A 14,597-nucleotide genomic window follows, 5' to 3' on the forward strand; every position below is an offset into this window, starting at 1 on the left:
TTTAGGGAGGTAAAGAGCAATGTGTTCACGATATGTACAAATTATAGGAAGAAATAATATGAAATATTGCATTTTATATTGTTACATCCAGATTTTATGTTAAATTCTTGAATGGAATATTAAAATAGGGGGCAAGGATATGAACAAGAAATCAAAGATCAATAAAGTGATGCTTAGCATTAGTACAATGGCTTTATCGTTAGGCGCACTTCAAACTCATGCAGCAGCGGAAGAAAAAGTACCGTATAACGTGTTGAAAACGAAACCGGTTGGAATTGAAAAGTCGGTAGATGAAGTTGGACATATTTCAAAAGTTGATGAAACTTTATCATTTCAAGAACGTTTAAAAGTAGGAGATTTTTCACAGCGACCAGCATCTATTACGAAGAAAACTGCAGTAAAGCAAGTTAAAGAAAGCTATTCAATGGCTGATTTAAACAAAATGAATGATCAAGAATTAGTTGAAACGTTAGGCAGTATTAAGTGGCACCAAATTACAGACTTATTCCAGTTTAATGAAGATGCAAAGGCTTTTTATAAAGATAAAGGAAAAATGCAAGTCATTATAGATGAATTAGCTCATAGAGGTAGTACATTTACGAAAGATGATTCAAAAGGAATTCAAACGTTTACTGAAGTGCTGCGTTCAGCTTTTTATCTTGCATTTTATAATAGTGAATTAAGCGACTTAAATGAAAGAAGCTTCCAGGACAAATGTTTACCTGCTTTAAAAGCAATCGCAAAAAATCCGAATTTTAAGCTTGGTACAGTTGAACAAGATACAGTCGTATCTGCATACGGTAAATTAATTAGTAATGCTTCAAGTGATGTTGAAACGGTTCAATACGCATCGAATATTTTAAAGCAATACAATGATAATTATACTACTTATGTAAATGATCGAATGAAGGGACAAGCAATATACGATATTATGCAAGGTATTGACTATGATATACAGTCGTACTTAACTGTGGCTCGTAAAGAAGCGAATGAAACGATGTGGTATGGAAAAGTAGATGGGTTTATTAATGAAATAAATCGTATTGCTCTTCTAAATGAAGTAACGCCAGAAAATAAATGGCTCGTTAATAATGGTATTTATTTTGCTAGCCGTTTAGGGACGTTTCATAGTAATCCAAATAAAGGATTAGAGGTTGTTACACAAGCAATGCATATGTACCCGCGCTTAAGTGAACCGTATTTTGTTGCGGTAGAACAAATTACAACAAATTATAATGGTAAAGATTATAGCGGGAATACAGTAGATTTAGAGAAAATACGTAAAGAAGGAAAAGAGCAATACTTACCAAAAACGTATACATTCGACGATGGATCAATTGTGTTCAAAACAGGAGATAAAGTATCAGAAGAAAAAATTAAGAGACTATATTGGGCTGCGAAGGAAGTAAAGGCACAGTATCACCGTGTAATTGGAAATGACAAAGCGTTAGAGCCAGGAAATGCGGATGATGTATTAACGATCGTAATTTATAATAGTCCAGATGAATATCAGTTAAATAGACAATTGTATGGATATGAAACAAACAACGGTGGAATTTATATTGAAGAGACAGGTACATTCTTTACATATGAGCGTACACCAGAGCAAAGTATTTATAGTTTAGAAGAGTTATTCCGTCATGAATTTACTCATTATCTGCAAGGGAGATATGAAGTTCCTGGTTTATTTGGAAGAGGAGATATGTATCAAAATGAAAGGCTAACTTGGTTCCAAGAAGGAAATGCAGAGTTTTTCGCAGGATCTACTCGTACGAATAACGTTGTACCAAGAAAGAGTATAATTAGCGGATTATCATCTGATCCTGCAAGCCGTTATACAGCAGAGCGTACACTATTTGCTAAATACGGTTCTTGGGATTTCTATAATTACTCGTTCGCATTGCAGTCTTACTTATATACGCATCAGTTTGAAACATTTGATAAAATTCAAGATTTGATTCGTGCGAATGACGTGAAAAATTATGATGCATATCGTGAAAATCTAAGTAAAGATCATAAGTTAAATAAAGAGTATCAAGAGTATATGCAGCAGTTAATTGATAATCAAGATACATACACTGTACCAGAAGTAGCTGATGATTATTTAGCTGAACATGCAACGAAGTCGTTAGCAGCGGTGAAGAAAGAAATTAGTGATACGTTGCCTATGAAAGATACAAAAATGACAAAACATAATTCTCAATTCTTTAATACATTTACATTAGAAGGTACGTATACAGGTAGTGTCACAAAAGGTGAATCAGAAGATTGGAAAGCAATGAGTAAAAGAGTAAATGAATCTTTAGAACAATTGGCGCAAAAAGAATGGAGTGGCTACAAAACTGTTACAGCATACTTCGTCAATTATCGTGTGAATAGCTCAAATGAATTTGAATATGATGTAGTTTTCCACGGTATCGCAAAAGATGACGGAGAAAATAAAGCTCCAACGGTTCATATAAATGGTTCTTATAATGGACGTGTAAAAGAAGGTATTCAATTTAAAAGTGATGGCTCAAAAGATGAAGATGGAAAAATCGTTTCTTATTTATGGGACTTTGGAGATGGAAGCACAAGTGCAGAGGCTAATCCAGTACATGCATATGAAAGAGAAGGAACTTACAAAGTTGCGTTACTAGTAAAAGATGATAAAGGGGGAGAGAGCAGAAGCGAAACAACGGTTACGATTAAAGATGGAAGTTTAACAGAATCAGAACCAAATAATCTTCCAGAAGAAGCGAATTATATTGGGCTAAACACTACTATAAAAGGTAGCCTTATCGGCGGAGATCATACTGATGTTTATACATTTAATGTAGCATCAGCGAAAGATATCGATATTTCCGTTTTAAATGAGTATGGAATCGGGATGACATGGGTGCTTCACCATGAATCAGATATGCAAAATTATGCAGCTTACGGTCAAGCTAATGGAAATCATATAGAGGCAAAAATGAATGCAAAACCAGGTAAGTATTATTTGTATGTATATAAATATGATAATGGCGATGGAACGTACAAATTATCAATAAAATAAGTGCTTTTCCAATGTATGTTTAACTTTACTTTTTGTGGAAAATAGTATATTATATAGATATATAATATATCGGTTATTTACTAGGAGGAGCCTGTCACAATAGGCTTCTCCTGTTCTTTTTTAGGGGGCCTGTCTTACAGGCTTTTCTTTAAAAAGTAAATAACTGAAAATTAAGAACAATAATCTTTGAAAGAGGTGGGGCATACACATAACAAAAAAGGGATTGTTTAAGAGAGGGGGATAAGAAATGGTTTTGTTTGGTTATCCACTTGAAACAATTTATTTATACGGATTTATTATTGCTACTATACTCACTGTGATTTATATCTTTTTTGGAGATATATTTGAATCCATATTTAGTTTTGGAGGCGGATCGGTATCCGTTGTTACTTTATTACTTAGTTTTTTCGCCATGTTATGTGGACTTAGTTATATAGGAGAATATTTATTTTCCTTTAATAGCATTCTTATTTTCGGGGCTGCATGTGCTATATCCTTTATTGGTGTATTCATAATGAAAATACTAATTTTAAAGCCGATTGCAGAAGCAGAACAAAATACTGTGCAACGTATGGATGAGTTCATAGGTTGCAAGGGGGAAGTCATTACAACAATTCCTACAGAAGGATTTGGAGAAGTACTAATCTCCTCTCAATTTGGAAGTAATGCAATTCCAGCTAAAACAATTGGGAAAAAAGATATTTCACAAGGAACTGAGGTTATTATTGAGGGAGTCCAAGATGGTGTTTTACTTGTACAAAACATCGCTTATTCTTTAAAAAAACCAAAATTATAAGGGGGAATTCACATGACGATTCCATTAATTATTGGTGGAGTGTTACTCGCAATTTTAATTCTACTCATTTTAGTATTTATTACGAAGTATCGAACAGTTGGACCAGATGAAGCGTTAATTGTTACAGGGAACTGGCTTGGTGGCGGAAAAAATGTAGTTACCACTGATGATGGAAAGAAGATTAAGATTATTCGCGGTGGCGGTACATTCGTAGTTCCAATTATGCAACGAGCAGAGCCTTTAAGCCTATTAAACTATAAGTTAGAAGTGGGTACACGTGATACGTATACGAAGCAAGGTGTTCCAGTTACAGTAAATGGTGTTTCTATTATTAAAGTAGGTTCTACGATTGAAGAAGTATCTACAGCAGCTGAGCAATATTTAGGAAAAGAAACAGAAGAGTTAAAAGTAGAAGCAAAAGAAGTTTTAGAAGGTCATTTACGTGCGATTTTATCTTCTATGACAGTAGAAGATGCGTATAGTAATAGAGAGCAATTTGCTCAAAAAGTACATGAAGTAGCTTCTACTGATTTAAAGAAAATGGGTCTTCGCATCGTTTCCTTTACAATTAAAGAAATTATGGATAAGAATGGTTACTTAGATGCACTTGGTCAGCCGCAAATTGCGACAGTGAAGCGTGATGCAACAATTGCGAATGCAGAGCGTGAAAAAGAAGCTCGTATTGAAAAAGCTCGTGCTGAGAAAGAAGCAAAAGAAGCTGAATATCAACGTGATGCTCAAATCGCTGAAGCTGAAAAACATAAAGAATTAAAAGTACAATCTTATAAGAGAGAGCAAGAACAAGCTCGAGCAGACGCGGATCTTTCTTACGAATTACAACAAGCGAAAGCACAACAAGGTGTTACAGAAGAGCAAATGCGCGTTAAAATCATTGAGCGTGAGAAACAAATTGAATTAGAAGAAAAAGAGATTGCGCGTCGTGAGAAGCAATATGATGCAGAAGTTAAGAAAAAAGCAGATGCAGATCGCTATGCTGTTGAGCAATCAGCGGAAGCAGAAAAAGTGAAACAAATTAAAAAGGCAGATGCGGATCAATATAAGATTGAAGCTGAAGCGAGAGCTCGTGCAGAAGAAGTACGTGTAGAAGGTTTAGCGAAGGCGGAAATTGAAAAAGCGCAAGGTCAAGCAAAAGCAGAAGTACAAAAAGCACAAGGTACAGCGGAAGCGGATGTTATTAGATTAAAAGGTTTAGCAGAGGCAGAAGCGAAACAAAAAATTGCAGAGGCATTCGAGTTATATGGCCAAGCGGCAATTATGGATATGGTTCTTAAAATGCTTCCAAGTTATGCGAAAGAAATTGCAAGCCCACTTAGCAATATTGATAAAATTACAGTTGTCGATACAGGTGGCGGTGGTAAAAATAGCGGCGCCGGAAAAGTTGCAGGTTATGCGACTGATTTAATGGCAACGATGCAAGAAACGTTAAAAGCATCTTCTGGCATTGATTTAAAAGAGTTATTAGAAGGATTTGCTGGAAAAGGAGCAGTACAGCAATTATCAAGCGATAAACCTGTTGTATCTGTAGTAGAAGATGAGAAAAAGGAAGTAGAAAAAGAGAAAGAATAGTAAGGCGGGAGAGACCTCTAGTAAGTACGATGCTAGAGGTTCTTCTGTGGATTATAATATTTCGAATAATATACATTTTTATATATTGTTTTAATTATTTAATTTATATAGAATAAAAAAGGTATGTATTAACTCTTTAATAGAAAAAGAGTTAATGCAATTAATCGTGTAATTTATATAAGTAAATTAAATGTGAAATAATTACATTTAAAACGGTATGGAGGGGTAGGAATATGCTTCAAGGGAAATTAAGGGGAAGTAGTTTAAAAGCAAAGTTACTTGTATCATTTGTTATTGTTTTAATTTTCCCAAGTATTGTAATTGGTTGGACGTCTTATCAACAAGCGAAGACAAATTTTAACGAAACAATTTTACAATCAGCGGAAGATAACGTAAAGATTTTAAATAATGTTATTAACAAAGAGATAGACAGTAAAAAGGTAGACGCAGTATATTTTACAAAGTTATTTAATGGAGTAAGTTACGGAACTGATCAGCTCCAAAATGTGCAAAATAAATTAGAAGAATATAATAAATTACATCCAGAAATAGAAGCAGTTTATACGGGATCTAGTACGGGACAATTTATTCAATCACCGTCTATTCAAATGCCAGATGGGTATAATCCTACCGAAAGAGATTGGTATAAAGAAGCAGCGAAAAAAAGCGGAGAAGTGGTTATCACAGCCCCATATAAGTCAAGTACAACAGGGAATATTGTTATTACAATAGCAAAACAAAATGAGGATAAAAGTGGTGTTCTCGGTATTGATTTAATTATTAATGATATTGTAAATACTTCAAAAATGGTCAATATCGGCAAAAAAGGATATGTAGCAATCTTTGACCAATCTAAAAATGTAATAGCGCATCCGACGATGAAGCCAGGTGACAAGGTAGAAGAAAAAGTGGAGAAGGAATTGTATAAACAAGAAACAGGTGATTTTAAATTCAAACTTGATGGTGATGATCGCAATATTACCTTTATAACAAATAAGCAGACTGGATGGAAAATAGCAGGAATTATGCCTTCAAAAGAAATTATCGAAGCAGCTAACCCTATTTTCTATAAAACAATAACTGTTATTGGTATTTCATTAGTAATTGGTGGGATTTTAATTTACTTCATAATTGCTTCTATTATTAGTCCGTTAAAACAACTTGTTATATCATCGAAAAAGATTAGTGAAGGCGATTTAACAGAGTCAATTACAGTTCATTCTAAAGATGAAATTGGACAGCTAGGAGAAAGTTTTAACGAGATGGCTGCATCGTTACAAAGTGTCATTTCCAATATAAACACTTCAGCAAGTCATGTAGCGGCATCTTCAGAAGAATTAACAGCTAGTATGAAGCAGACAAGCGAAGCAACGGAACAAATTACACAGGCCATAGAGCAAGTATCAAGTGGTGCAGAAATACAAACGAAAGAAGTTGAAGAAGGAGCAACATTGTTAGAAGAAGTTACAGAAGGAATTCAGCGTGTTGCAGATAGTTCTTCATTAGTATCTACAGCCTCTATGTATACGAAGAAAAAAGCTGAAAATGGTGGGAAGTTAGTTGAACAAACTGTGAATCAAATGCAATTAATTCATGAGTCTGTTTCGCAGTCAGACAAAATCATTGGTTTGTTAGACGATAAGTCGAAACAAATTGGAGCAATCCTTGAAGTGATTCAACATATTGCTGAACAGACAAATTTATTAGCGTTAAATGCGGCAATTGAGGCTGCGAGAGCTGGAGAGCAAGGAAGAGGATTTGCAATTGTAGCAGATGAAGTGCGAAAGCTAGCAGAACAATCAGGACAGTCTTCTACGGAAATTGGGAAACTAGTGAAAGAGATTCAATTTGATATAAAAGAAACAGTAAGCTCTATGAATCAAGTTGGAGTAGAAGTACAATCAGGACTTGTAGTTGCAAATGAAACGAAGCAAAGCTTTGCCGAAATATTGAAGTCTACAAATGATACAGTTGTACAAATTGATAGCATGGTAGATGTAGCAAAACAAATGACGGTAGATGCAAAACAAGTAAGTGCATCTATTAATGAAATTGCAGCTACGATTGAAGAAAATGCAGCAAGTGTTCAAAATATTGCTGGTTCCTCTGAGGAACAATTAGCTTCAGTAGATGAAATAAATGCAGCAGCAGTTCATTTATCACAAATGGCAGAAGAATTACAAGAGATGATTGGTAAGTTTAAAGTGTAATAACAAATATTAAGAAACGAGGTAATAATTTTACTTCGTTTCTTTTTTTATGAAGAGAAAAAGAAAGAAATATAGAGTAACCGTGTTATGATTAAGTATAATTAAAGAGACTGTATATTCTTTAAATTCTATCTTTAATCATGTTAGGGGAATGGTTTTGAAATTTAAAAAATTAAAACTCCAACCGAGAATTACATTAACTATAAGTACACTTATTTTAGTTGTACTTATGCTAACGAGTTATTTATTTTATTACATATTATCTGAAACGGTAGAAGAGCAAATTGGGAAACGAGCTTTGCATGTTGCGAAAACAGTTGCTGCTATACCTGAAATAAAGGAAGCTTTTCAAAAAGAAAACCCAGCTTCTATCATTCAGCCGATTGCAGAAAGAATTCGAATGGATACAGAGGCTGACTTCATTGTAGTTGGAAATAAAGAGGGGATTCGATATGCACATCCTGAGCGAGATAAAATAGGAGAAGCGATGATTGGTGGAGATAACAAAGGTGTTTTATTAGAAGGAAAATCATATGTTTCGAAAGCAACTGGATCATTAGGCCCTTCATTACGTGGAAAAGTTCCAATCCGTAATCAGGAAAATGAAATCATTGGTGTGGTGTCTGTTGGATTTTCAATGGACGATATTCATGGAGCGATAGAAGTGTATGGAAAGCGTGTATTTTGGATTACAATAATAGGGCTATTAATTGGAGTAATTGGCTCTATATATTTAGCGGCAAGTATAAAAAGAATGATGTTCGGGATGGAACCAGAAGAAATTTCATCTTTATATGAAGAGCATAGTACAGTGATTCAATCTGTACGTGAAGGGATTATTGTAATCGATAAAAATGGCATGATTAGTTTAGTCAATCAAGCAGCTTATGATATTCTTTCGCTAGATAAACAACAAAATATTATTGGGGAATTTATTTTAAATGTAATTCCTAATTCAACGATACTAGATGTACTCCAAACTGGTGAAAAACAGTTTGATCGCCAATTAAATATAAAAGGACAGGCTGTTATTGCGAACCGTCTACCTATTAAAGTAAAGAATAAAGTAACTGGCGTTGTATCGAGCTTACGTTTGAAATCTGAAATGGATCAGTTAACAGCAGAATTATCTCAGACGAAGCAATATACAGAGGCATTACGAGCGCAAGCGCACGAATATAACAATTTATTGTATACACTTTCAGGTCTTATTCAATTAGAATCATACGAAGATGCTTTAGAGCTTATTCATAAGGAAACAGCGGTATATCAAGATTTTGTTCAATTTATTATGAAGCGGATTCAAAATCCATGGCTAGGTGGAATTTTAATTGGATTTTATAATAGAGCACGAGAGTTGAAGATTGATTTTATGCTAGATAGAGAAAGTGGTTTAGACAAATTAAGTCCACATATTGAGAGTAATTATGTCGTTTCTATTTTAGGAAATTTAATTACGAATGCATTTGAAGCAATTGAAAAAAATGAAGAGAATGATAAGACAGTAAGGATGTTTGTAACTGATATTGGAGAAGAAATAGTAATTGAAGTGGAAGATTCAGGGCAAGGGATTCATGATGAAATAATTACTAGCATATTCTATAAAGGCTTTTCGACGAAAGAAGGAGGAGAGCGAGGATATGGATTAGCAAAAGTGAAAGAGTTAGTAGAAGATTTAAATGGAAGTATTGCAATTGAAAAAGGGGATTTAGGTGGTGCGTTATTTATTATTGCACTACCGAAAGAGAGAGGCGAATAGTAATGGGTGAGGAGATTGAAGTATTAATTGTAGAAGATGATATTCGGATTGCTGATATTCATCGTCGTTTTACTGAAAAAATTGAGGGATTTAAAGTAATTGGAACGGCAACGACTGGAGAACAAGCGAAAGAATGGCTAGAGCTTGTGAAGCCACAGCTCGTGTTATTAGATGTGTACTTACCTGATATGCACGGAACGGAACTTGTCACATATATTAGGAATCATTTGCACGATACAGATATTATTATGATTACAGCGGCATCGGAAACAGATGTAGTGAGGCACGCCCTGCGGGGCGGAGTAACAGATTATATTGTAAAGCCACTAATGTTTGATCGATTTAAGGCGAGTTTGGAAAGTTATCAAAAAAAGATTGTGCAGCTGAAGAAAAATAATCAATTATCTACAGAACAAATAGAACATTTATGGTCTCAAAGAGGCGTAAAGGGAAATGAAATGGAATATGCCCCGAAAGGGATAGACCCCTTAACTTTAGCAAAAATAAAAAAACATATGTTAACAGTTAATGAAGAAGGGATTACAGCAGAGGTACTAAGTTCAATGGTAGGCGTAAGTCGATCAACTGCAAGGCGCTATTTAGAGTATTTGATATCTGGGAAGAAAGTCCACGCAGAGCTAATATATGGAAGTGTTGGGAGACCGGAGAGACGGTATTTTCTTGTTTCTTCATAATAAAAAACAGTAGAGGATTTATTTCTTCTACTGTTTTTTGCGTCTTATATTGGAATAATCCCAATTACAATTCCAGTAATCAACATCACCATTGTCGTTCCAACTGCCCACAATAAAGTAAAACGTTGATGTTCACCAAAATCAACTTTTGCCATCCCAACTAATAAATAAGTGGATGCAACAAGAGGACTTAATAAGTGAACGGGTTGCCCAAGTAAGGAAGCACGTCCCATTTCAGCTGCACTAATTCCGTAAGTAGCAGCAGCCTTAGTTAAAATAGGTAATACTCCAAAGTAAAATGCATCATTGGACATGAAAAATGTGAATGGCATACTAAGAAGTGCTGTAATAATTGGTAGTTGTGGTCCAAGAGCGTCTGGTATAAGAGTTACTACACTTTTAGCCATTGCATCTACCATTTTTGTTCCTGATAAAATTCCAGTGAAAATCCCAGCGGCAAATACGAGAGAAACAACCGCTAATACGTTTCCTGCGTGAGAAGCAATACGCTCTTTTTGTTGTTCTAAGTTTGGGTAGTTAATCATAACAGCAATAGCGAAAGCGACTGTAAATAAAACAGGTAACGGCATAACTTCTAGTATGAGACAGACAAGTAATGTAGCGGTTAATAAAAAGTTAATCCATAGAAGTTTAGGACGTTTATGCACTGCGGCTTCGACAGTTGCAGCTTGCTCATCCATTGTTTGCATTTGTTTTAAATACTGTACATCCATAATTCCTAAACGTTTTCTTTCTTTTTTTCCAAGATAGTAAGCAACGAAAACAACCCAAATTGCACCAGCAATCATTCCTGGAATAAGAGGTGTAAATAATTCAGAAGCCTCAAGTCCAAGTGCGCTCATAACACGAGCTGTGGGTCCACCCCAAGGTGTAAGATTTGTTACCCCCGCCCCTAACATAACAACTCCAGCTAATATGAGGGGGTTCATTCCAAGGCGCTTATATAATGGATACATTGCGGAAACTGTAATCATGTATGTTGTTGTACCGTCACCATCTAGAGAGACGATAATAGTCAATATAGCCGTTCCGACAACGATTTTTAAAGGATCTCCTTTTACAAATTTTAAAATCTTACTAATGACAGGATCGAATAAACCGCTATCAATCATAATCCCAAAATATAAAATAGCGAACATAAGCATAATACCAGTAGGTGCTAATTTTTGAATCCCCTCTAACATCATAGGTCCCATATTGGCATAGAATCCGCCAATTAATGCAAAAACACTCGGAATTAATATTAATGCTACTAGCGCTGACATACGTTTCGTCATAATTAAAAACATAAAGACAAATACCATCGCAAATCCAAGTAGTGCTAACATGTAATTTCCCCCTCAAAAGAATGATTGCGCTTTCAAAATAGAATAAAAATTCAGAAAAAGGTTTTTTATTTATAATAAAAGCATCTATTCAAATGGTAAATAATTTGAAAAATAACATCATTAGAAGCATAATTTTTATTTTGTTCATTTTGTTCACGGTAGTTAATTTGAATTTTTAAAAAGTAAGCTGCTCCTCGTAAGAATGGTAGAATAAGATGAAAATAGTGAAGTGTGAAATAGGGAGTAGATGTTATATGAAAACGAGAATTGAAGAGATTTATAGCTCTTATGAAGGAAAAGTAGAGGAGATTTTTATTAATGAATCTTCTTACGTATATGAATGGGAAAAATTACTGGTGATCCGAAAAAATGACGGTGAGCTTAAAAAAATCGCAGTCGGGATTAGTGGAAATATAAGATTGGTAAATGTAGAAGTTGGACAGGAAATTAGTGCGGATACATTATTAGTTAAGTTAGAAGATGATTTGTTAATTACAGGTTGCGAGTGATGAGAGATGTGTAGAAATAACTACACATCTTTGTTTGTTTCCTATATTACAAAAAGCACATTGTTTTTTCACAAATCTCACACAACCTTTTGGTATTCTTTTCGTGGAGTATATGGTTTCTAGGGAGGAATATTGATGAAAGTAAAATATGTCGTACTTGCTATATGTTTATGTTTCGTATTTACGGTAGTCGGGTGTGGGAAAAAGGAAACAGCAGCTGTTGCCATTGATGAGAAACATGATAAATGTGATATTTGTCAAATTGGGGTAACAGATAATCAATTTGCAACAGAAATTATTTTAGAAAATGGAAAAGCGTTAAAGTTTGATGATATCGGTTGTATGTATAAATGGATGGAGATCAACTCAGGTGAAAAGACGAAAGAGAAATTTGTTCGAGATTATGATTCGAAAGATTGGATTTCATTAGAAGACGCTACTTACGTATATGATAAAACAATAACGACACCGATGGCTTATAATGTCATTTCATTTAAAAATAAAAAAGATGCAGAGAGCTTTGTATCTAACTATAAGGGGAAAGTTCTTTCATATAAAGAGCTAGCAGAGCATAAATGGGAAATGAATAAAGAGATGATGGGGAAACCGAAAGCAGGAAATCATGGTGGACATCATTAATGATAGAAAAAGACAACTATATAGTTGTCTTTTTCTATTATTACTCAGGTGCAAATATAGAAAAGGTGTAAAATTTTTAGAAGAACGGTTACAATGGAATATAGTAACCTAAAGCAATCATTTATCCCACATTAACGGGCAGTAAGATCCCCACCTCAAAATCTAGTGAAAGCAAAGAAGTTAGGTGGAGTCGGGCTGCCCGTAAAAGCCCGATTGGTGTGGGCTAATAATTAGTGGTGGATGAACAAAACCCCCACTAATTAAAGTTTCACTTTATGTACTTTTTAGAAATGTATACAAATGCGGTAAAAACGTGCTAAACTAATTGCTTCATAATGTTAATGATGGGGCCATCAGGCGTATCATTTCAATAGGTTGAGAAACATAGTATAAGCTTAAGATAATCCGATTAAAGAAGGAATCTAAAGGGCTTATGGATAAATGTACTCAAGAAGAGTTATTGTATGTGATGGAGGAATGGTTAAGAAAACATTATCTTTCATAGGAGCTGTAGTTGTGAGAAAACAAAAAATTTTATTATGTATTTTATTAGGACTTTTAATGACGGTAGTGGCTTGCGATAAGCAAGAAGAACCAGAATCGAAACCGGTTCATGTGAAAAATGAAAAGAAAAAAGAGAAGCATAAAGAACAGGAAGAATCTAAAGAAGAGAAAAGTATAAATTTAATGGACAAACAGTTGTTACTTTCAGCTACTCTTGGAGACACAGAGACAGCTATGAAGTTGATTCAGGATGGAGCGAATATAAACGTAGAAGGTGACAACGGAGAAACGCCTGTCCTTGCAGCAACGTACCAAAATCATGTAGAGACAGTTAAAGCATTAATTGGTGCAGGTGCTAATATTGAAATTAAAGATGAGAAAAAAAGTAATCCACTTCTTTATGCAAGTAGAGAAGGATATACGGATATTGTAAAAGTATTAATTAATGCAGGAGTTAATACGAAAGAAACGACTAGGTCAGGTGGGACAGCACTTATTTCTGCATCTGAGCGTGGCCATGTAGAGGTTGTTAAAGAATTATTAGAGCATACAGATATTGATGTGAATTATAAAAATGAACGTGGTGGAACAGCGCTATTAGAAGCAATTGTATTAGGAAATGGTAGTGAAAACCATAAGAAAGTAATTCAATTGCTTATTGATCACGGTGCAGATGTAAATATGGCTAACAAGGAACACCTGACGCCACTGCAATACGCTGAAAAAAGAGGTTTTAAAGATATTGTAAATATGTTGAGGGTAGCTGGAGCGAATGAAGTAGTACAGCCACAACAACCAGTAGAGTAAAAAACGAAAAATAATCCCATTTAGATAGACAGAATGAAGAAATCAGTTAGTATGATGGATTCAGTAATGTGTATTTGAATGGGATTTTTATTTTGAATATGAAAAATAGATTATGAATGGATGGTAAATGGAGTAAATAAGGAGGAAACCTTATTTTGCAATTGTAAAAAATGAAAAGGGAGTTTCTGTTTGTTGCAGTGCCAGAAGGACGCCCGTAGCTGCTGAGGTAAGTGTGGAAACTTTAGCGGAGTTTCAAGGGAACGGATATGGTACTGATGGTGTTACAGCCTGGGCGATATCAATACAAGAAGAAAAAAGCATTCCACTTTATAGTACTTCTTGGAATAATTATGCTTCACAAGCTGTTGCGAGAAAACTAAAACTAATTAACTATGGAATGAATTTGCATATCACTTAAATTTTAAAGATAGTTATTTGCCGTTGGGATTTATTTGTATATCTAGATTAATATTAAGAAAATATGGTGAATATTAACATTCGATTAACACCTAATTAACAATCTATCAAAACTGACTTAATAAATACGTAATATAGTAAAGGTAACAAAATAACTAGGGTAGAGAACATTTGAGAACACCCACTTACATATAATGTGCCACTTTCTTAGGTGTGCTCTATTCCCTAGAGTTCAAATAAGGAGAAAGGCGTTCTATGTAAGTAGGTGTTTTTAGTTTGGTTAAAAAT

General features: G+C 34.6%; 10 protein-coding genes and 2 pseudogenes. 11 read left to right on the top strand and 1 reads right to left on the bottom strand.

Going from position 1 to position 14,597, the window contains the following annotated elements; all coding sequences use genetic code 11:
• Positions 1-139 precede the first annotated feature (139 nt).
• The 7 genes and pseudogenes from colA (at position 140) to NST86_RS02840 (ending at position 10,084) form a co-directional block, all read left to right on the top strand.
• Positions 140-3,037, top strand: coding sequence for a collagenase ColA (gene colA, locus NST86_RS02815; protein WP_227593336.1), 2,898 nt, complete (start codon positions 140-142; stop codon positions 3,035-3,037).
• Between the two features lie 247 nt (positions 3,038-3,284).
• On the top strand, positions 3,285-3,833 hold the full coding sequence (locus tag NST86_RS02820; RefSeq protein WP_000242438.1) for an NfeD family protein: 549 nt from the start codon (positions 3,285-3,287) through the stop codon (positions 3,831-3,833).
• A gap of 12 nt (positions 3,834-3,845) precedes the next feature.
• Positions 3,846-5,420 carry a flotillin family protein gene (locus tag NST86_RS02825; protein WP_000155006.1) on the top strand — a complete coding sequence of 525 codons (1,575 nt, stop codon included), beginning with the start codon at positions 3,846-3,848 and terminating at the stop codon, positions 5,418-5,420.
• 233 nt (positions 5,421-5,653) lie between these two features.
• A pseudogene (locus NST86_RS34775) lies at positions 5,654-6,688 on the top strand (HAMP domain-containing protein); the annotation flags it as partial.
• 81 nt (positions 6,689-6,769) lie between these two features.
• Positions 6,770-7,630: a methyl-accepting chemotaxis protein gene (locus NST86_RS34780; protein WP_372476520.1), complete on the top strand. Its 861-nt coding sequence runs from the start codon at positions 6,770-6,772 to the stop codon at positions 7,628-7,630.
• Between the two features lie 151 nt (positions 7,631-7,781).
• A complete protein-coding gene (locus tag NST86_RS02835) occupies positions 7,782-9,389 on the top strand; it encodes an ATP-binding protein (RefSeq protein ID WP_001999033.1) in 1,608 nt (535 codons plus the stop codon).
• Between the two features lie 2 nt (positions 9,390-9,391).
• Positions 9,392-10,084, top strand: coding sequence for a response regulator (locus tag NST86_RS02840; RefSeq protein WP_016117135.1), 693 nt, complete (start codon positions 9,392-9,394; stop codon positions 10,082-10,084).
• Between the two features lie 44 nt (positions 10,085-10,128).
• On the opposite strand, the gene NST86_RS02845 is transcribed toward NST86_RS02840, so the two are convergent.
• A complete protein-coding gene (locus tag NST86_RS02845; protein ID WP_016117136.1) occupies positions 10,129-11,433 on the bottom strand; it encodes a CitMHS family transporter in 1,305 nt (434 codons plus the stop codon).
• Positions 11,434-11,687: 254 nt separating this feature from the next.
• Between NST86_RS02845 and NST86_RS02850 the strand changes: the two genes are divergently transcribed.
• The 4 genes and pseudogenes from NST86_RS02850 to NST86_RS02865 form a co-directional block, all read left to right on the top strand.
• Positions 11,688-11,942 carry a hypothetical protein gene (locus NST86_RS02850; RefSeq protein ID WP_000857381.1) on the top strand — a complete coding sequence of 85 codons (255 nt, stop codon included), beginning with the start codon at positions 11,688-11,690 and terminating at the stop codon, positions 11,940-11,942.
• A gap of 135 nt (positions 11,943-12,077) precedes the next feature.
• Positions 12,078-12,581, top strand: a complete 504-nt coding sequence (locus tag NST86_RS02855; protein ID WP_000865666.1) for a nitrous oxide reductase accessory protein NosL — start codon at positions 12,078-12,080, stop codon at positions 12,579-12,581.
• 441 nt (positions 12,582-13,022) lie between these two features.
• A complete protein-coding gene (locus NST86_RS02860) occupies positions 13,023-13,892 on the top strand; it encodes an ankyrin repeat domain-containing protein (protein ID WP_000287336.1) in 870 nt (289 codons plus the stop codon).
• Positions 13,893-14,034: 142 nt separating this feature from the next.
• Positions 14,035-14,310 (top strand): annotated as a pseudogene (locus tag NST86_RS02865) (GNAT family N-acetyltransferase); the annotation flags it as partial.
• Positions 14,311-14,597 lie beyond the last annotated feature (287 nt).

The organism is Bacillus sp. FSL L8-0199, assembly GCF_038005705.1.
GTDB classification, from domain to species: domain Bacteria; phylum Bacillota; class Bacilli; order Bacillales; family Bacillaceae_G; genus Bacillus_A; species Bacillus_A cereus.